This window comes from Dyadobacter subterraneus (assembly GCF_015221875.1).
Lineage (GTDB): Bacteria > Bacteroidota > Bacteroidia > Cytophagales > Spirosomataceae > Dyadobacter > Dyadobacter subterraneus.
The window spans coordinates 3712708-3732217 of the sequence record NZ_JACYGY010000001.1 but is presented as its reverse complement, the minus strand read 5'-3'; the positions used below and the strand labels follow the sequence as shown (position 1 = coordinate 3732217).

The window sequence follows — 19510 nt, the reverse complement described above, 5'->3', positions numbered from 1 at the left end:
CTTACGTTTGAAGGAATTATAATTTCTTCCATATTCAAGATTTGGCGGTTGGCTTTAAAAAAAACCTCTCGTTATGCGTATATTTTTTTCTTTGGAACGATACTAGTTTCTGACTGATGCTTGCACACCACCGGTTTTAACCCTGTTTACTGCCAAACAGTCGAATAGTGCTTTCTCAGGGGGAAGATCTTATTCAATCACTGTTTGCAGGTACTGGTTCAAGACCTCCAGTCCTTTTTATTTACATTTGTAGTAGGTTGAAAGTGAGCGCTTCTATATCCCCAATTCATGGGGGCCGAACCGTTAGCGGTCATTGTATAAATCCACGAACTACAATAAAAATGATTCTTGACAGAAAAGATTTTGACATCAATAATAAATATTTAATTGAAAAATTAATAATCAAGACACCATTAAGACTTGGACTTGACTCAATTTTTCAGGACCATGCCTGTTTTATTTACCTTATGGAAGGGGAAGTGTCCTATACTTCACCAACTGACAGCCTATCTATTCAAACGGAGGAAAGTGTTTTGCTTAGATGTGGTAATTACTTCGCAAACGCTCTTCAAAAACATCCTGCTAAAACCTGTGAAATTTTTGCTGTCCATTTATATTCAGACATTTTGAAAGAATTATACAAAAAGGAATTTCCAACTTTCATAAAAGACTACACTCACAAACCGTATATTAAGAAAATAAAAAAACAAAGCATCATAACCCATTTCATTCAAAGTCTTAACTTTTATTTTGAAAACCCGAACTTGTTACGGACGAGTTGCTTAAATTAAAATTAAAAGAACTCATCCTTTTACTTCTTCAAACAGACAATGCTGAAAATATAATTACATTATTCTCTCATTTATTTAATCCAAGACAAGCAGGTTTGTTTGAAGTAGTAGAGGCACATTTATACTCATCTATTTCTATAGCCGAGTTAGCCAGTTTGACTGGACGGAGCCTTTCAACATTTAAGAGAGATTTTGAAACACAGTTTAGTGATACACCGGCAAATTTCATAAAAGAAAAGAAGTTGGAAAAGGCTCTTGAGCTACTACAATCAACCAAATTATCTGTATCTGAAATTTGTTATGAAGTTAGTTTTCAGGATACTTCACATTTCACAAAGACCTTCAAACAAAAGTATAATCAATCGCCTTCTGAGTATCGTAAGCAATAATTGAACTAAATTTACCATTTTTTGAACTGTACTGCCAGGTTTGAATTTACTTCAGGTTTTATTTTTGCCTCGTGATTTTAGATTTATTAAAAAAACGAAAGCAAAAGGACGGCTGCTTTCTCAAATTCGATACTCCATTGACCTGGTGCGTCCTTCAAAACACCTTTATACGCTTGATCCCATACATCTTTTTAATCGCTGTCCCATATAACTAACTGTATCTAAAAAGATTGAGAAATGAACGAAAGTATATTAATAACCGGAGCAAATGCAGGGCTTGGGAAAGAGGTTGCCCGCCAGTTAGCATTGAAAAAAGAAACAAAAAAGGTATTTCTTTTCTGCAGAAACCAAGTGAAAGCCGAGGCAGCAAAAAAATACCTTGAGGTGCAAACGGGCCAAAAGATTTTTGAGATTATTATTGGGGATGTTGCAGATGTCGATTCTGTAAGAAGAGCGGTAGAAAAAATAAAGGAACCTATTGACGCCATAATTTTAAATGCAGGCGGAATGGTTGGGAAAATGGCTGGAAAAATGACCCCTTCTGGTATGAATGAATTAGCTGCTGCGAATATTTTAGGTCATGTGATCTTAGTGGAGGAATTAATTAAACATGATAAGTTAAAAAAAGCAGTATTGTATCCAAGTGCAGAAGCAATACTGGGAGTAAAGATGCTCGGAATGAAACCGGTTGCCATGAAGACTTCTTCAGTAGATGAGTTTGCCGGTGTTCTTGATGGATCATATTTTGGTAATAAATTCGATGCGGTGCAAGCATACGGATACGTTAAATATGCTGCAACCATGTGGATGTTATCAATGGCAAGGAGATATCCTGACCTCAAATTTGTTGTTATGAGTCCAGGGAACACAAAAGGAACTTTGGCACCGGATAATTTGCCCCCGGCAATGAAATTTTTGTTGAAGTATTTTATGATGCCTGTTGTATTTCCAGTGATAGGAGGAATGGTGCATTCGTTAGAAGTAGGTGCAAAACGCTTTGTAGATGGTATTTCGGATGAGCAATATAAAAGTGGCGTTTTTTATGCAAGTAAAGAGGGTAAGTTATCAGGGGACGTGGTTGACCAGAGCACTTTTTATACTGATTTGAAAAATACTACATTTCAAGATAACGCTGATAAAGCAATTCACCGTTTTATAAAATAGGCTTAAAAATGCCTTATGGAGGTACACCACGCGCTGAACTTATGCAATTATTTGAACAGATGCTCCGTGATGGCGTAACTAAGAATTGATCTGAAAAACTTTCATGCAGAAATTATTAATGATCATCAAGCGATTCATGCAGAGCAGGTTGCATACATACTTATTCCTGCCGTGTGAAATCTGAATGAGAACATGGTCAATCGCAACTATATCGAAATTCGGCAGGAGTTTCATAATATTGCAGAAAGAGAGATTAAGCACCTGATCATTCAAAAAAAATCCAGCTAGATATTAACCAAAAAAAGTGTTATAAAAGATGATGAAGAAACAATACGCCAGGCAATAGTCCTTTTAGAAAGAAAGGCCTTGTATCACATACAAATGTTATGTTAAACTTCATTGCGACGGCATAATATAGCAGGCCTCGCATTTAGCTCTTGTGATTTAATTCTGGTCTGTTTCAAAGACTTGTTTAAGCCTTAAAACATTATCAACGCCGAGTTTTGTAAAGATAGCGGTTTTGAAAGTGCTGATCGTAGATATGTGAAGTCCTGTTGCTTCTGCGATTGCACTAGTGGTCAAGCCCTGTATCAGATACCGGGCAACTTCGTTCTGACGGGGCGTGAGAAGATCCTGCTTCCTGCTGGATTTATAGTTTTCAATCAGGTATGAGAGCAAGACTTCTTTATATTCCGCATTGATATAACGATTTCCCTGGTTTACGACCTGGATACAGTCAATGAGCTCTGTCAGGTTTTCATGTTTGAATAAGTAACCTTTTATACCGGATTTGAAATAGGAAATTATAAGTTCAGGTTTGAGTTCCTCGGCGTACAGGATGATCGAAGCCAGCGGGTATCGTCTTTTTATTTCTGCAACAGGATTTGTGCCATCTTCTTCAAAATCAGAATTGATTACAATAATGAAAACCGCCATTTCTATTTCCGGCAGTGATTGACCGATCTCTTGGAGATTTTTGGCTTCGCTCAGAAGCGTCTGTGGAAAATTTTCTTTGAGCAGTCTTGCCAATCCCTTACGAAAAAGAGGATGTGTGTCCAGGATGATAATAGAGGAAGCAGTCGTTTCAGGATTGTTCATGGGTAAAGGTAGCATCTCTATCCCTGGTATACCCTATACTTTCTTAAAGATAAGTTACCAACCCTGGTGCGGTCCCGGATGGGCACTTTCTTTTTTTAAGATATGCCCATCCATGACCCAAATCCATGTTCGCCTGTTGTATTCTACTTTCCAACTACTACGATAAGCTATTCAAATTAATTTTATAAACAGGTAATAATAATTGATTTTCAACGTTTTACATTCATACGGCTTCCTGACAAATCGAAGATTAACTTGCTTTCTCACCAGGTCTTTTGGTAACCAAGTTAACTCTTACGTGATGACAAACCAACAAAATATCAAATTCGCCGCACCTGATAAAAGCCTTTTCTTCCCTACGCTTAAAAAAAGGGTTAATCAGTATTTTAGTGAACATCATAAATCAAAATATGCTAATAAAACCATGGTAGTGAAAACCATTGTTTTAATTGCGGCTTATTTGGTTCCATACTTTGTACTGATCATTTTTACGCCGCCGGCAGTAATAAGCCTGCTACTCTGGCTGCTGATGGGCTTTGCCATTTCCGGGATTGGTATGAGTGTGATGCATGACGCAAATCATGGTGCCTTTTCTAAAAATCCTTCGGTGAACAAGTGGCTGGGTTATACCATAAATCTGGCGGGTGCAGGGGCGCTGAACTGGAAGTTGCAGCACAATATTCTTCACCATACTTACACGAATATTGCAGGGCTGGATGAAGACATCAAAGACCGCGGGGTCATTAAACTTTCTCCCCATGCCAAAGCCGGAAAGCTTCACCGGTTTCAGTGGATTTACGCTTTTTTCTTTTATGGAATTTTGACTCTTTACTGGGTGCTGCTTAAAGATTTTATCCAATATTATACCTTCATAAAAGCCGGCGTTAACCGGCAGACCAGATCACAAAACAAAGAGATGCTCGGCGGCCTGATCCGTATGAAGCTGATCTACATTGCGGTGATGCTGGTCGTTCCGGTATTTGTATTCAAGATTTCATTCGGACAGATCTTGGTCGGCTTTTTACTGATGCACTTTGCAGCAGGACTTGTCTTGACTGTAATTTTTCAGCTTGCCCACTCAGTCGAAGGCGCACAGCATCCGCTGCCTGATCATACAGGTATCATCGCCAAAGACTGGGCAATCCATCAGCTTGAAACGACCGTAAATTTTTCCCCGCGCAACAAATGGCTGAGCTGGTATATTGGCGGGCTGAATTTTCAAATCGAACATCATTTGTTTCCCAAGGTCTGCCATGTGCATTATCCCCAGCTAGCACCGATCGTGCGGCAAACCGCTCAGGAATTCGGGCTTACTTATATGGAAAACAAAACTTTCCTTGCGGCGGTCAGATCCCACATTTCAAGCCTTAAACGTTTTGGGATGCCTTCTTTAAATGAGGCAATCGTATAACTACTCAATAGCGTCCGGAACTCTTTTAACAATTTATTATGCCATTTTTAGACACAGTGTTGCAAACCCCGGCGTACGGCTGGAAAGATGCTGCCGGAAATCTGGTTAGACCAGGTGCTGGCGCGATCCTTCGTGAATTTTTTAGCAGACTAAATATTTGGGCCGACCGCCGTAACTGGCTGCCGCTGATGAGCTGGATGAAGGTATTCTGCATGATGCCATTCCTGTTTCTTTTTGTGTTCCGCTATTTCAGTTTCTGGACACTGCTGGCAGCGTTTTTATATAGTATGGTTATCATGGGAACGCATGGAACGATATGGCATCACAGGTATTGTACCCATGGGGCTTACACATTCTCTAACAAGTTCTGGCGTTTTTTTACGCAGAATCTAACTGTCAGCATGATACCGGAGGAAATCTATGTAATCTCACATCATGTGCATCATGCCAAGTCGGACCAGCCAGGTGATCCTTATAACGCCAAAGCCGGTTTTCTTTACTGCTTTCTGGCTGACGTAAACCACCAGCCCATTGCAAAGAACCTTAGTGAGACAGATTATTACCGGGTAAAAGCCCTGATGAAGCATACAGGGGTAAAAGCCAATACTTTTAAACAGTACCAGAAATGGGGCTCTTACGCGAATCCGACAAGAGCAGTTTTAGCCTGGGCGCTCAACTGGTCGTTCTGGTACTGCGCATTTTATCTGGCAGGTGGCCATGCGCTGGCATGTTGCCTTTTTGGAGCAGCTGGCTTCTGGGCTGTCGGGGTCAGGACCTTTAATTATGAAGGACATGGCAAAGGGAAAAACGTGCAGGTGGAAGGAAATGATTTCAATACCGGGGATAACTCTGTCAACCAGATCTGGCCGGGCATTGTGGCCGGCGAGTGGCATAACAATCATCACCTGTATCCAAAAAGTGCAAGAAGTGGATTTAAACCTTACCAGGTAGATTTAGCATGGTATTACATTAGGATAATGAATAGGCTTGGAGCAGTCAGTTCTTACAAAGATTTTAAAAAGCAGTTCTACGCCCGTTACCATGTGCCTTATCAGGAAAAGAAATCTCACTAAGCATAGAGTTATCCGAAAGAAGTTCTTTAACACGTCCGCACATTGTATCGATTTGACATTTTAGTCTTTGGTGATCAGCTTTAATAATATGGTCCGGGCCTGCGTCAATAAATTTTTTCATTTAAAAAAATACGCTCCCGGTTACGCGTGCCAGCGCAAGGCGCATTTTGATTTGACGTGGGTTTGACATGGTACAGATCTTGCATAGAATACCTTATCAATCTATTATCACAAAAAAGGCAAAATCCAATGACACAACCATTAGTGATTTCAAAGCAGGAACAACCGGTTTCTGCAGCACCAGATAACTATCAGGTTGCCATGGCGGAATTTGTAAAAAAACATAAATCCAGTGATGGAAATATGAATGCGCTGCAGCAGACTGTTTGCAAACATCCGGCCCTTTTAAACGGTAAATATTATCAGCGGTCCATCTCAGTTAGCGGGGCGCAATTCCTGTATCCAGATTTAGCTGACCACTATCTCTACTGGATCTTTGCGTGGTCCCGGATTTGCGGTGATCAGGAGTATCTGTGCGCCGTTAACCTTGATCAGCAGATCAGTGCCAGTTTGTATGTTACCATTGATAGTAATCTGCATCCTGTGGGAAATAAGATGAACTGCTTATTTGCTACCGGGGATATCCCCAACGAGCTCAACGTCGAAGTTAGAAACGGTAAAGCAGTTCGACTGACCATTCCGGCCGGTGGCATGGTATGTTATGTCGGTGGATTGGTTTAATTATTGCTATTTGACGTATCGACAATGGTTTTGTTATTAAATGCAGCTGCCTTAAATGCAGCTGCGTAGCTCAAATAGTCAGTTGTAACACCTTTAAATGCCGTAATTTGCATTTTTGATAGATGATTGACCGGATGCGGATCGATTTCCGGAAACGAATCCTCCCTTTAGTCGGCCGTCGAGCTGATGCAGGCAATACAAGCTTCTAAGCAGTACATGTTGGAGACGCAGAAATATTCCTGCTGGATTATAAAAAATGCAAGCTTTGAAATAACAATTTGAAGATGTTTGTTTGATTCTGACCGTTAACTCAGTTTTATTTTACCGCCAGTTTACTTGTTAGTACTTTTGAATCTGTAAGTAGGGGCGAGGCATCCGGCTTGGGGCTGGCAGCGCCGGGACTCTGCTACTAAATTTACTCAACGTTAGAGCCTTCCCTTTATGGGAAGGGTTTCTAAAAAATGGATTTTCATTTGAAGATATTCGGGCAGCTCTATTAACTGCTTCCATAAAAAATTGGCCTTTCACAGATGGATCTTGATGCTTTTAGAGCCTAATACTCAGACCGAATGGAAAACGTTCACCAATGCAGCATGGTTTGTGGTTATTGACATGCCTTAAAACTTAAATCCTAACCACTAAAAGTCCTTGTCAGCAATTCTCTGCCCGCTGATTAGAGAATTTTCATAAAAAATGCTTAGCGGAGCAGGTAGATAGTCTACTAAGATTGAAAGTGTATCTTGAATAGAAGATGATACAATTATTCCGGTCTGATGCTGTCTAGTCTCTAATATGTGTTCGTATTTTGAGACATTTGATTCTCATAAATTAAACTGAAACCAAATAAATAAATTTTCTTCTTATTATATTGAACCAGGTATTCTTGGAAACAGCTACTTTATCTTCAATAAAACAGATTCTTTCTATGAAACAAACTTTTCTCGTACTGTTCGTGCTATTGGTATCTTACAACGCTATCGCCCAGATTGACACAACCAGCTTTCCAAAAGAAAGAAATGAAATCAGGGAACTAATGCGGAACCGAAAGCCGGATATACAAATCGATTGCAAGGATTTTATCGCAGTGGGTGCGAAAGGCGACATTTCTTTTTCACACGAAGCATGGCAAGGCGTGCAGTCGAAGGAAAAAATTGTTTTTAAATCGGTCAGGCCAGTGCCCGGCAATGAATTTATCCGAATTTACGACGGTAATATGGCTGTTGTCAATTTTCTGATTAATGTACAGCTCGAAGTAGACGGCCGTGCAGTGAATATGAAGGTGAGAAGGTTAGAGGTTTTTCACAAAACGATCAGCGGATGGTGCCGTGTGGCGGGGCAGGGTACCGAAATAGATGAGAAGCTATTTCCAGTGAAAGCCAATTGAGGTAAAGCGCTTCATAATGTTCTTCTTTTGAGCAGCCATTATAATACCACAGTCACGAACCAGCGTTCCTTTATCTGTACTTGCGATAATTTCATTAGTTTTCTGCAGTTAAACCCTCCATAGAAGCAGTCAGCGCACCTGTTAGCTTAGGCTTTAAAAGAAGTTTCATATCGCCTACAGATGTGTGGGGACCAGGACGGTATAAGTGCCAGCTATGACAATGGTCTTCTGCACATATGTATTCCAAGGAAAGAAGAAGCCAGAGGATGCCCGAGGCTTATTGAAGTCGTATAAAAATAAAGCTTGCTGAAAAACAAGCCTTATTTTTTAGTAGGAGGCTATATTCCCAGAGTACTAAGAAACCCGGCATTTTAAAACCAGTACAGAGCAGCTGGCGACATTGATAATGCTGCCGGGTTTAAACTCCTGCTCTGATGTACCAATAAAACCTTCATTACTATCGAGGACCATACGCCACTGATCGGCGCACTCATCCGGTAAGGTGAATCTGACATTATCTTTTGAAGTATTAAAAATAATTAAAAAGCTATCATCTGTAATTCTTTCGTTGTCCCAGTTCACACATCTGATGCCTTTTCCGTTTAGATATACACCAAAAGTCTTGGCAAGCGCATCGTCCCATTGCTCATCGGCTACGCTGCTTCCGTCTGCTTGTATCCACAAAATGTCTTTTCTTTGTGAGCCAGTAACCGGTAAACCCTGAAACCAACGTCTGCGGCGAAAAGAAGGATGCTCCTTGCAAAATCGAATCAGCGATTTTGTGTATGCCAATAGTTCAGGGTCAGCTGACTGCCAGTCCAGCCAGGATATCTCATTGTCCTGACAATATGCATTGTTGTTGCCCTGCTGGGTACGGCCCCATTCATCCCCGGCCATAAGCATCGGAACACCCTGCGATAAGAACATTGTAGTCAGTAGATTCCTTTTTTGTTTTTGCCGTAAAAGAATTATTTGCTTATTGTTTGTAGGCCCTTCAATGCCACAGTTCCAGCTGTTATTCTCATCAGCTCCATCTTTGTTATCCTCTCCATTGGCTTGATTGTGTTTTTCGTTATAGCTGACCAAATCGTTCAGGGTAAAACCATCATGGGCAGTTAGCAAATTCACGCTGGCTGTTGGCCGCCGGTAATCTCCCTGATAAAGGTCCGGGCTGCCGGTAAACCGGTTTGCAAATTCATATAATGTCACATCACCACCCCGCCAGACATCCCGGATATGATCGCGGTACTTGTCATTCCATTCTCCCCAGCCCACAGGAAATTTCCCAACCATATAACCTTTATCGCCAATGTCCCAAGGTTCAGCAATCAACTTTACCTGCGATATAACCGGGTCCTGGTAGATAATGTTGAAAAAAGAGCTTAGACTGTCTGTTTCTTCAAGTGTTCTTGCCAGCGAGGCAGCCAGATCAAACCTAAAGCCGTCAACATGCATTTCAGTGATCCAGTATCTGAGACTATCCATGATCAAAGCCAGAACATTTGGGAGCTGAACATTGAGTGTGTTGCCTGTACCGGTATAATCCATGTATTTAGATTTCTCATCGCTGCAAAGCCGGTAATAAGAAGCATTATCTAATCCCCTGAAAGACAGGGTAGGGCCCAGATGATTTCCTTCCGCAGTGTGATTGTAGACCACATCCAAAATGACTTCTATACCCTCTTTATGCAGCGCTTTGACCATTTTTTTAAATTCAATCACCTGGTCTGCTGCTGCCGAACCGCTGCTATAACGGAAGTCAGGTGCAAAAAAGCCCAGAGTATTATAGCCCCAGTAATTGGCAAGTCCTTTTTTGGCAAGATGCTGATCAGAAACAAAATGATGTACCGGAAGAAGCTCGACGGCCGTAATGCCAAGTTCTTTTAAATAACGCAGCGTCGCCGGGTGTGCCATACCTGCATAAGTTCCTCTTGCTTCCTTCGGAATTTCCTTGTGAAGCCGGGTAAATCCTTTTACATGGGCCTCGTAGATGACAGTATCACTATAAGGAATGTCTGGTTTTACGTCATTTTCCCAGTCAAAGTAATTATCAACTACTACGGATTTGGGAATAAAAGCAGCACTATCGGTTTCACTAAAACTCAGATCGTCAATATTGTCTCCAACCTGGTAGCCAAAAACGGCATCGTCCCACTGAACGTCTCCGTCCACTGCCCTGGCATAAGGATCGATAAGCAGCTTGTTGGGATTAAACCGGTGCCCGTTTTGTGGTTCATACAATCCGTATGCTCTGTATCCATACCGCTGGCCCGGTCGTAGTCCTGGAATATAGACATGCCAGATGTGATGGGTGACTTCTTCAACCTTGATTACCGTGCTTTCCTTTTCAGGATTATCTGCGTCAAAAAGGCACAGTTCTATGCCTTCTGCATGTTCTGAGAAAATCGAGAAATTGACACCTTTTCCATCCCAGGTTGCGCCCAGTGGATAAGGTTTTCCCGGATAAACTTTTACTTGCTTTGGATTTTCGTTTTCCAAAACTTGGTTCTCAATATGTAGGTTCATAATATTAACAGCTGAATAATCAGTTTATATCAGTAGGATGATCTTAAATGGGGCAGTACCTTCGAGCCAAAGGCATCGATAAATTCGAACTGCCGTGTATTTACATTATGCAGATACAAGTTTGAAACGCCGGCGCTGATGTCTGCCATAAGCCATTCCAGATGCTGGTCTGTGCTGTCTGAGATCCGGACCGAATTAATCATGTCCTGGGGTTTTACCATGTCACCTGCTGCATCAAATCCCTGTGCCGAGCGGATATCAGAAAGCAGCGCCGAAGAGAAGACATTGTTTCTCCACTGCTGGTGCGCTCCTGCAAGGGCATTGTCGAAAGTGGTATCGTAAGATAGCTGGACTTTCAAATAAATTGGCTTGTTTTCACCACCCCCGGAACGGAAAGCATCAATAAGTGTTTTGAGCTCATCCTTGGGGCGTGAAGTCGTAATCATACCATCTGCCCAGCTGCCAACCCATTTGGCAGTCTGCTCTGTCAGCGCGGCCCCAATGACCGAAGGAATATAATCCGGCCGTGTATATAGCTTGGCCTCACTGACTTTGACATGACCGTCATGGGTTACTGTTTCACCCCGCCACAGCGCGCGCATGATATCAACGCTTTCTTTCAAACGCTCATTACGGACAGCTTTTAATGGCCACTTATCTCCGTTGATGTGCTCGTTTAAAAACTGTCCGCTACCGGCAGCGATCCAGAATCTGCCCGGGTTCATTTCACAAAGGGTTGCCACGGCCTGCGCGATGATTGCCGGGTGATATCTCTGACCGGGTGCGTTTACAATCCCGTAACCCAGTGTCGTAGCCTGCATGGCAGCACCGAGCCAACTCCAGGCAAAACCGCTTTCTCCCTGCGATTCACTCCATGGGAAATAGTGGTCCGAGCTTAGTGCCTGCGTAAAACCGGCCTGCTGTGCTTTCTGGACCAGGGTTAATAATAAACTTGGTTTAAACTGCTCGTGAGAGACATGATAACCTGCCTGAATATTTTCCATGCTGTTTGCTGATAAATTGCTTCTTTAAGTTGTTGGGAAACCAAATGCATAAATCGCCTGTCGAATATAAAAGGTATGCCAACGAAGGATCCAACTCTGTAAAATCAGCTTTCTTTATGGATGAGCTACCACTGCAAAAAATAGTTTTTCAGGTAGTGAACGGTTAGCGTTATTTGCTTAGGCGCATTGCGACTGCTATTCGACCGTTTAAGGAAACAACGCGCCTATCCAGACCTCGGCTATTTTTTTGCGTTTTTACATTAGTCGGGTGGAACGACATTACATGACCATCACTCGTCTAGTTTCTAATTAAAAAAGACCTTTTATGATGAAGCTATTATCGTGAAAGATGCCGGGTCCTTATTATCTCTGTGCAGTGCGTCACAAAGATACGGATCAGAAGAAAGGTAGCTTTATCATAAAACGTGCTTTCATTAGGATGTGGGTAAGTAATTGCTCAAAATAACCTGGTAGAAACTTCGAAGGCATTAGGTTAACGTAAAATATTACCGAATCTTTAAATAATGCTCTTTAATTTTCCTTCTTGTTACAACTTTTTAGAATAGTGCCCTGATTAATCATGGAGGCTAATTCGTATATCGCCCTGCAAGCTTTGTCTTACCGAATAGTAAATTTTGATAGTTTAATTGCGATAAATAAGATTTTATTTGTTTTATGGCATGCTTTATTGCTGGTAACTTCCCTTATCTGCACCAAGGATCTAACACCTTTAAAATGATAAAGGCCTCGCAGATCATTTACAATGGATTTTTTGTGACGCTTACCAAACAACTACTTACCTTCCAACACTTTATGTTTACAGCAGAACCCCATCATATCATTGCCATAGGCGCTTCGGCTGGCGGCCTTGATGAGCTTAACACTTTTTTTGACCATACTCCCTCTGATGGAGTTTCCTACATCATTGTTCAGCATTTATCTGCTGAATTTAAAAGCCACATGGTAACGCTGCTTTCCAGGCACAGCAAACTAGTTGTTCATGAAGCCGAAAACGGAATGTCAATTCAGGGAAATCGGGTATATATTATTCCTAATGACAAGTTTATGACCGTGCGCGGACACACTTTGTATCTAACCGACAAGAGCGATGACCGTGGTCCACACATGACCATCAATACTTTTTTCACTTCACTGGCGGCAGATTATGGCCACAAAGCGATCGGCGTTGTGCTATCAGGGCTGGGTTCGGATGGAACCGATGGGGTTAAAGCCATAAAAAGGGGCGGTGGAATGGTGATTGCCCGAGAGCCTAAAGGCACAGAGTTTCACAGCATGCCGGCAAATGCAATTGCCTCTGGCATGGTTGATTTGATTTTGGAACCCGAAGCTATGCCTGCTGCTATTGAGGATTATGTCAGGCGTGAGCTTGATGTTCTGGCTGCCGGAATTCTGGATGAAGGTCACGTCGATGAGATTATCGGGCTGATCAATCAGAAACTTCCGCTTGATTTTTCGGATTACAAGCATACCACCATTTTAAGAAGAATAAAAAGAAGGACAGCTTCCAACAATTTTGCTGAGTTAGGTAGCTATATTGAGTTCATCAAAAGCAATCCTGCGGAGTTGGAAATATTAGCGAAGGATTTTTTAATCAGTGTGACCGCTTTTTTCAGGGATACAGAATCATTTCAATTTATCGAAAGCCAGGTAATGCCTGCGATCATTAATGAATTGTCGCCCGGGCAAGAAATAAGGATGTGGGTTACCGGATGCGCAACGGGTGAAGAAGCATATTCAATAGCCATGCTTATCAGTGAACAACTGGGCGGCAGGATTGATGAGCATGTGGTGAAAATTTTTGCAACAGATATTGATAATGTTGCTTTGACTAATGCCGGCAAAGGGATATATAAGCAAAGTACTATGGTCAATGTCTCACAGCAACGCCGGGAGAGATTCTTTCAGCTGGAAGGAGATGACTATAAGGTCAGGCCTGCTCTTCGTAAAATGGTTATTTTCGCCCAGCATGACCTGGTAAAAAATCCGCCCTATTGCAATATGCATTTTATAAGCTGCCGCAATGTGTTGATTTATATGGCGCCCGCCCTTCAAAAGAAAATTTACCTGATGCTGCTTTTCGGTCTTAAAGCAGATGGATACCTTTTTCTTGGTTCAAGCGAAAACCCGCTGCCAATCCTGCAAAGCCTTAAAGTACTTAGCAAAAAATTTAAGGTCTATAAAAATTTGGATACCAATCATCCGGTAAGGTTCGAATCCTTTTCGCTTCCCGAAGTCTCTTATAAAAAGCGGACAGACACATTCCATCCCCAGGAGCAGGCCTATAAAGTTCCTGAACGTACCCTTGGCGATGCAGTCAATGAAACGCTGATGAAGGATCTTGGCCAACTCATTATCTGTATTGATCATAATGAAAGGATTCTAAAATTCTATGGAGATACAACAAAATTTTTGCTCCAGAAGATCATGACCACGGATTTTACCGAACTGCTTCCGGGCCCGCTGGCCATAGCATACAATGCCGTTGTTAACGATGTTATGCTAAACGATCACGCCGCATCGATCACCGGAATCAAAATCAAACAGGGTGAAGTAATCATCAGTGTGACGCTATCAGTAAGCCCAATGATATATAAAGGCCGAAGCAATGGCTTTCTGATGGTACGTATAGAGGAAGAAGATTACCCCGAGGAAGCATTGAACAGCGGACCGGTCTTTGATGAGGAATTGTATTTCAACCAGTATACCCGGAGCCTGGAACAGGAGGTAAGGGATTTAAAAGAAAAGCTGATGGTTTCAAACGAGAAGCTGTATGCACTCGATGAGAACATGCAGTCTTTCAATGAGGAGCTGCTTTCTGCGAATGAAGAAATGCAGAGCACCAGTGAAGAAATGCAGTCTATCAATGAAGAGCTGCACACTATAAATTCTGATTACCAGCTCAAAAACAAAGAACTTTTAGAACTTAACGATGATCTGAATAATTATTTTAGAAGCAATGTTAACGGTCAGCTTTTTATAGATGATCAGTTGCGGCTTATTAAGTTCTCTCCAGGAGCAGTTAAATTAATAAATCTTCTTGAAAGTGATATCGGACGGCCTCTAAGTAATTTCTCCACAAACTTTAAGGTCGAGACTATTATTGAAGATATCAATCAGGTACTAGCCAGCGATACAGTGGTGGCTAAGGAAATTGAGACACGGGATGGCAGATGGTTCCAGGTTATGACCATGCCCTATATCAAGCAGATCAACAATTCGACCTGCGGAGCGATCATAACTTTTAATGACATTACCGAACTTAAAACAATCCAGCAGCAGCTTGATAAAAAAAATCAGGCTCTGACAAGGATTAATGCCGACCTTGATAATTTCATTCATACTGCTTCGCATGATTTAATTGACCCCCTAAATAGTATTGAGGGAAGCATCTCACTCATAAATGCAATAAATTCCAACGATACCGAGCTTAATGAAGTACTGCCTATTATAAATGGGTCGATAAAAAAATTCCGCTCACTGATTAGTGAGATTGCCGCGATTGGCAAGATTGAAAATAATGCCATCCAAACTGAGCCGATCGACATGGATGAACTGCTGGATAATATCGAATGGAGTCTGTCTGAAAGGATCAAGTCCAACGGGGCAGTAATTAAAAGGGACGTGAGGGTAAAGGAAATTGTTTTTTCTAAAAAAAACCTTCGTAGTATCCTTTACAACCTAATTGCTAACGGCATCAAATACCGTTCTGAAGCTCCCCCGGTCATTACTGTCCAGATAACTATTGAAGATAGCGGTACTGTTGTGTCGGTGAAGGATAATGGAATGGGTATTGAAAGCAAGCATCTAAGTACCATTTTTGATAAATATACCAGACTGGATATGGAATCGGTTTGTACCTAACCCGTAAAATAGTCCATGCTGCTGGTGGCAGGATCAGTGTGGAAAGTCAGCCCGGCGTCGGTAGTGAGTTTAAAATATACCTAACTGAATAACATGTCGAATCATCCCAGGTTTCTTGTGGTAATCGGTGCATCCGCCGGCGGATTGAATGCGTTAACCGAATTGGTACGCACACTTCCCGTTGAATTAGACGCTGCTTACTGTATTGTGCTTCACCTGTCACGGAAAGGGATTGGCGATTTTGTCGTGCACCGGTTAGGGAAAGTAACAACGATGCAGTGCAGCATGGCAGTCAGTGGCACGGCAATTCAAGCAGCAAATGTATACATCGCGCGCCCTAATCAGCATTTGCTTGTTAAGGAAGGTAAATTGTTATTAGGCTCCGGACCACAGGAAAACCGTTTCAGGCCTTCAATTGATGTGCTTTTTCGCTCGGCTGCCGTAAATTATACATCCCATGCCGTTGGAATCATATTAAGTGGTATGCTCGATGATGGAACTTCGGGCATGTGGGCAATTAAAAGAAGCGGGGGAGTCTGCATCGTACAAGACCCTAATCAAGCGGAATACCCTGACATGCCCCTGTCAGTAATAAACAATATGGATGTAGATCATGTCTGTGAGCTTGGCAGCATAGGAACATTTTTAACACAAATAGCTGATCTTGAGAGAACATCTCAAATTTCGGCGCCTGAGGATGTGGTGCTCGAATCGCAATCAGCCGAAAAAACGGCAGTTGGCATTGATGTGGTTGAAGAAATCGCTGATAAAAGTGTTTTTGCCTGTCCGGACTGCGGGGGAAATCTATGGAGTATTAAAGGGGATATCATAAACCGTTACCGCTGTCATATTGGACATTCTTATACCGAAGGCGACCTGGTAGTAAAGCAGGCTGAAACGGCCAGCGCCACGCTATGGGTTGCGCTTCGGATGATGGAAGAGCGGAAACATCTTTTGCGTAAACTGGAAGTTGATTTTGCTCAGAAAGGATACACCTCACTTTCATTAGATCATCTTGAAAGAAAGGATGAAATGCAGCGGCACATTGATACGCTAAAAGTTATTTTATCTGACCTGCAGCGTAACGATGAGGCATTAGCATTTTAATAATATCCTGTAATTAATTATCACCTGAAGCGTTGAACTTATCAGCGTTCTTTACCTGCTGATGGTAAATGTGTTGATTTAAAGCCATTGGCAAGCAGCAAGTACACAGTCAAGTGCGAATGGGTAAAGAGTTGATTGAATTGGAAAGACAGAGTCAAAAATTCGAAGGATACCGCGAAATTGTTCTGAATATCTACTGATAGAGAGGCCTGAATGACCGGAAATAAGCGGAGAAGTTACGTTGATTAAACGGATTAGCTGTAAGATACAATTATTGCCTATAAACCACAAAGTTTCCCTAAATCGTGTTAACTTTTTAGGGAAACGGGAAATTGAAATGATTTTACTGCGGGAATTATCATTAGTCGAACCGCTTATATCTCAGAATAGGCAGTAGGGTGAAGCAAGTAAATATCTGCCCTTAGAAAGTTGTGAGCATATTCCGGCCGCGCATTCAGTGCAACCCATGCCGGATCCGCACTAAATGATTTCCAATGCGCATCACGGTCTGTTTTATTTTCAAAAGACGTCATGTAAAAAAGCGATGGCAGTTTACTGCCGGCAATCGCTTTTCCGCAGAATATGGTATTAAAACCAAGGCGCTTGAATATGTCTAATTCTCCATTATTAAACTGGCTTATCTTATTATCATGCAGTTTTTCACTGGCGGCCTCATATCTTCTTAATTCGTATACACGTTCAGAAGGAGCTGCTTTCAGATCAGGTAGTTGAAGCAGCGGCATTCCGCTAATACCATCCATGAAAACGGATTCAATATGTTTGAACACCGGGTTGTCAAAGCTGGTATTCAAATAATCGTCAGCTGCCGATAAATAACTTTTATCCGCTGCAAGTTTATTGGATAAGGATGAAAACTGTTCAGCCGAATTGAATGGAATCAGAATATACACCAGTGAATCCGCATTGTCAGAAGCTTTAAAAACCCCAACCTTTTTAATGCCTGCACGATGAAGCGCTGGAAGGTATGCCTGTTTCAAATAATTTTCCAACCGGTCGCCCTGGTTCTTATCTTTCAGATGGTAGATTTTAAGCTGATAATATTCGGGTTTTGCCGCATAAGCGGAATTGTAGCTTAGCGGTACAATTATACATAATAGTATTACAAATGTTTTGAATAGACTGATTTTGATCATCGGGATTCTGGCGTTTGATAAATTGATAAAATGTTAAAGTAATTGTTATATCCAGGCCACCAACAGCAGGTTGAAAATGTTTGCTACATTTGGTAGACAAGATTTGACTAAGAGCGAATATTTTCTTTCTGACTGCCATTAAGTAACCATATTAATTGTGTTAAAAATGTACCAATCTTGTCAAATCCTGGATTTTTAGTATGCTGATCAATCATCATTGTAAAATGTGATACCAATGCGCGGCAAACAATGAGTAATTAGCATTTTCTTAGCCGTAGCTCATATATAGAAACCTATGGAAGCTGTATAATTGCTTAAAATTTTGTTAAGTAGCGCATTAGATACCTGATTTTTAGAGCATATTAAATTCAAAAGACCCTCAGTAAGCATCTGATTTTAAATTGTTCTTATACTGAATTTAGATGTCTGGCACACTTCTCATTTCTCTGAATCGGCAAACGCTTCCCCATCAGCTAATCTCGGTATAGGCCTGGTGATAATTTTTTAGATCAGGTATGTGAATTACTTTATTTGGTATACTTCTTTATCACACAGGTTCTCTTTTAATCTGCCATACCATCAAATCAGTTCATTGTCGAAACAAAGTAATTATTTATCTAAACGCAAAGAATTATGCTTGCAATGAATTACCGTGGCCCATTCAGGGTCCGTATACAGCAGAAGGCAATGCCAGAAATTCAGCATCCGCAAGATGCGATTGTCCGTGTCACACGTTCATGTATCTGCGGGTCAGATCTGCACTTGTACCATGGGCTGGTACCCGATACGCGGGTTGGGACAACTTTTGGTCATGAATTTATAGGTGTTGTTGAAGAAATCGGTACTGAGGTTCAAAACCTTAAAGTCGGCGACAGTGTGCTGGTTCCTTTTAATATCGCGTGTGGCAAATGTGTTTTTTGTCAGCAAGGGCTATATGGAAATTGCCACGAATCCAATCCACAGGCAACTGCGGTTGGCGGTATCTTCGGCTATTCGCATACCGCAGGGGGCTTTGACGGCGGACAGGCACAGTACGTCCGTGTTCCTTTTGCTGATGTAGGTCCGATGGTTATTCCCGAAGATCTGGATCACGATGATGCAGTCCTGCTTACAGACGTAGTACCAACAGGTTATCAGGCAGCCGAAATGGGAGCAATTAAGCCAGGGGACACCGTAGTAGTTTTTGGCGCAGGGCCTATCGGTATTATGGCAGCCAAAAGCGCCTGGTTATTTGGTGCAGGCCGCGTGATCGTAATTGATCACATTGAGTACCGGCTTGAATTTGTAAAACAATATGCACAGTGTGAGGCGTACAATTTCCGTTCATTGGAAGATGTAGTTTTATTTATTAAAAAGACGACGGGTTACATCGGAGCGGATGTATGTATTGATGCGGTTGGCTGTGAAGCCGCTGGAAATGCTATGCAGACCATTACAGGAAGAAAATTACTATTACAAGCAGGCTCAGCAACGGCCTTGCACTGGGCAATCAATTCAGTGAAAAAGGGTGGTGTTGTCTCCATTGTTGGTGTTTATGGGCCAACAGATAATCTGGTACCCATAGGTAATGTGGTTAATAAAGGAATTACAATCCGGGCCAACCAGGCTTCCGTCAAACGTCTTTTGCCTCGGTTAATTGAACATGTAAGAGAAGGAAGGTTAAACCCGAAGGGCATTATAACACACCGTGTTCCACTGGAAGAGGTTGCGGATGCTTACCATATATTTTCAGCAAAACTTGACAACTGTATCAAAACGGTACTAATTCCATAAATCTTCAACCATT

At 41.8% G+C, this 19510-nt stretch carries 14 protein-coding genes and 1 pseudogene; 11 read left to right on the top strand and 4 right to left on the bottom strand.

Going from position 1 to position 19510, the window contains the following annotated elements; translation table 11 throughout:
• Positions 1 to 167 precede the first annotated feature (167 nt).
• The 3 genes from IEE83_RS15450 to IEE83_RS15440 all read left to right on the top strand — a co-directional run bounded on the left by IEE83_RS15450 (position 168) and on the right by IEE83_RS15440 (position 2344).
• A complete protein-coding gene (locus IEE83_RS15450; RefSeq protein WP_194121439.1) occupies positions 168 to 791 on the top strand; it encodes a hypothetical protein in 624 nt (207 codons plus the stop codon).
• On the top strand, positions 779 to 1180 hold the full coding sequence (locus IEE83_RS15445) for a helix-turn-helix domain-containing protein (protein WP_194121438.1): 402 nt from the start codon (positions 779 to 781) through the stop codon (positions 1178 to 1180). The genes IEE83_RS15450 and IEE83_RS15445 overlap by 13 nt, the downstream gene beginning before the upstream one ends.
• A 237-nt stretch (positions 1181 to 1417) precedes the next feature.
• Positions 1418 to 2344 (top strand): SDR family NAD(P)-dependent oxidoreductase, encoded by a 927-nt coding sequence (locus IEE83_RS15440; RefSeq protein WP_194121437.1) that lies wholly within the window; start codon positions 1418 to 1420, stop codon positions 2342 to 2344.
• Positions 2345 to 2788: 444 nt separating this feature from the next.
• Here the strand turns inward: IEE83_RS15440 and IEE83_RS15435 are convergent, their stop codons facing one another.
• Entirely contained in the window at positions 2789 to 3457 is a 669-nt protein-coding gene (locus tag IEE83_RS15435) for a LuxR C-terminal-related transcriptional regulator (RefSeq protein WP_194121436.1), read from the bottom strand.
• Between the two features lie 286 nt (positions 3458 to 3743).
• Between IEE83_RS15435 and IEE83_RS15430 the strand changes: the two genes are divergently transcribed.
• The 5 genes from IEE83_RS15430 to IEE83_RS33580 all read left to right on the top strand — a co-directional run bounded on the left by IEE83_RS15430 (position 3744) and on the right by IEE83_RS33580 (position 8345).
• Positions 3744 to 4853, top strand: coding sequence for a fatty acid desaturase family protein (locus tag IEE83_RS15430; protein ID WP_194121435.1), 1110 nt, complete (start codon positions 3744 to 3746; stop codon positions 4851 to 4853).
• A 38-nt stretch (positions 4854 to 4891) separates the two neighbouring features.
• On the top strand, positions 4892 to 5926 hold the full coding sequence (locus IEE83_RS15425; protein ID WP_194121434.1) for a fatty acid desaturase: 1035 nt from the start codon (positions 4892 to 4894) through the stop codon (positions 5924 to 5926).
• 249 nt (positions 5927 to 6175) lie between these two features.
• Positions 6176 to 6667, top strand: coding sequence for a hypothetical protein (locus tag IEE83_RS15420; RefSeq protein ID WP_194121433.1), 492 nt, complete (start codon positions 6176 to 6178; stop codon positions 6665 to 6667).
• A gap of 925 nt (positions 6668 to 7592) precedes the next feature.
• Positions 7593 to 8051, top strand: coding sequence for a hypothetical protein (locus tag IEE83_RS15415; protein WP_194121432.1), 459 nt, complete (start codon positions 7593 to 7595; stop codon positions 8049 to 8051).
• Between the two features lie 180 nt (positions 8052 to 8231).
• Positions 8232 to 8345, top strand: a complete 114-nt coding sequence (locus IEE83_RS33580) for an Hsp20 family protein (RefSeq protein ID WP_194121431.1) — start codon at positions 8232 to 8234, stop codon at positions 8343 to 8345.
• A 60-nt stretch (positions 8346 to 8405) separates the two neighbouring features.
• Here the strand turns inward: IEE83_RS33580 and glgX are convergent, their stop codons facing one another.
• Positions 8406 to 10577 (bottom strand): glycogen debranching protein GlgX, encoded by a 2172-nt coding sequence (gene glgX / locus IEE83_RS15405; RefSeq protein WP_194121430.1) that lies wholly within the window; start codon positions 10575 to 10577, stop codon positions 8406 to 8408.
• A gap of 29 nt (positions 10578 to 10606) precedes the next feature.
• Positions 10607 to 11581: a TIGR03885 family FMN-dependent LLM class oxidoreductase gene (locus tag IEE83_RS15400; protein ID WP_194121429.1), complete on the bottom strand. Its 975-nt coding sequence runs from the start codon at positions 11579 to 11581 to the stop codon at positions 10607 to 10609.
• Between the two features lie 675 nt (positions 11582 to 12256).
• On the opposite strand from IEE83_RS15400, the pseudogene IEE83_RS15395 reads away from it, so the two are divergent.
• Together IEE83_RS15395 and IEE83_RS15385 are read left to right on the top strand one after the other, a co-directional pair.
• A pseudogene (locus IEE83_RS15395) lies at positions 12257 to 15555 on the top strand (chemotaxis protein CheB).
• A gap of 1 nt (position 15556) precedes the next feature.
• Positions 15557 to 16570 carry a chemotaxis protein CheB gene (locus tag IEE83_RS15385; protein ID WP_194121427.1) on the top strand — a complete coding sequence of 338 codons (1014 nt, stop codon included), beginning with the start codon at positions 15557 to 15559 and terminating at the stop codon, positions 16568 to 16570.
• A 374-nt stretch (positions 16571 to 16944) separates the two neighbouring features.
• Here the strand turns inward: IEE83_RS15385 and IEE83_RS15380 are convergent, their stop codons facing one another.
• Positions 16945 to 17724: an NIPSNAP family protein gene (locus IEE83_RS15380; protein ID WP_194121426.1), complete on the bottom strand. Its 780-nt coding sequence runs from the start codon at positions 17722 to 17724 to the stop codon at positions 16945 to 16947.
• 633 nt (positions 17725 to 18357) lie between these two features.
• Here IEE83_RS15380 and IEE83_RS15375 point away from each other — a divergent pair.
• Positions 18358 to 19497: a zinc-dependent alcohol dehydrogenase gene (locus IEE83_RS15375; protein WP_194121425.1), complete on the top strand. Its 1140-nt coding sequence runs from the start codon at positions 18358 to 18360 to the stop codon at positions 19495 to 19497.
• Positions 19498 to 19510 lie beyond the last annotated feature (13 nt).

Excerpts from the sequence above, each read along its gene's own strand:
- IEE83_RS15440 (WP_194121437.1), top strand. The coding sequence starts at position 1,418 with ATGAACGAAAGTATATTAATAACCGGAGCAAATGCAGGGCTTGGGAAA.
- IEE83_RS15435 (WP_194121436.1), bottom strand. The coding sequence starts at position 3,457 with ATGCTACCTTTACCCATGAACAATCCTGAAACGACTGCTTCCTCTATT.
- IEE83_RS15420 (WP_194121433.1), top strand. The coding sequence starts at position 6,176 with ATGACACAACCATTAGTGATTTCAAAGCAGGAACAACCGGTTTCTGCA.
- IEE83_RS15415 (WP_194121432.1), top strand. The coding sequence starts at position 7,593 with ATGAAACAAACTTTTCTCGTACTGTTCGTGCTATTGGTATCTTACAAC.
- IEE83_RS15430 (WP_194121435.1), top strand. The coding sequence starts at position 3,744 with ATGACAAACCAACAAAATATCAAATTCGCCGCACCTGATAAAAGCCTT.
- glgX (WP_194121430.1), bottom strand. The coding sequence starts at position 10,577 with ATGAACCTACATATTGAGAACCAAGTTTTGGAAAACGAAAATCCAAAG.
- IEE83_RS33580 (WP_194121431.1), top strand. The coding sequence starts at position 8,232 with ATGTGTGGGGACCAGGACGGTATAAGTGCCAGCTATGACAATGGTCTT.
- IEE83_RS15400 (WP_194121429.1), bottom strand. The coding sequence starts at position 11,581 with ATGGAAAATATTCAGGCAGGTTATCATGTCTCTCACGAGCAGTTTAAA.
- IEE83_RS15425 (WP_194121434.1), top strand. The coding sequence starts at position 4,892 with ATGCCATTTTTAGACACAGTGTTGCAAACCCCGGCGTACGGCTGGAAA.
- IEE83_RS15375 (WP_194121425.1), top strand. The coding sequence starts at position 18,358 with ATGCTTGCAATGAATTACCGTGGCCCATTCAGGGTCCGTATACAGCAG.
- IEE83_RS15380 (WP_194121426.1), bottom strand. The coding sequence starts at position 17,724 with ATGATCAAAATCAGTCTATTCAAAACATTTGTAATACTATTATGTATA.
- IEE83_RS15385 (WP_194121427.1), top strand. The coding sequence starts at position 15,557 with ATGTCGAATCATCCCAGGTTTCTTGTGGTAATCGGTGCATCCGCCGGC.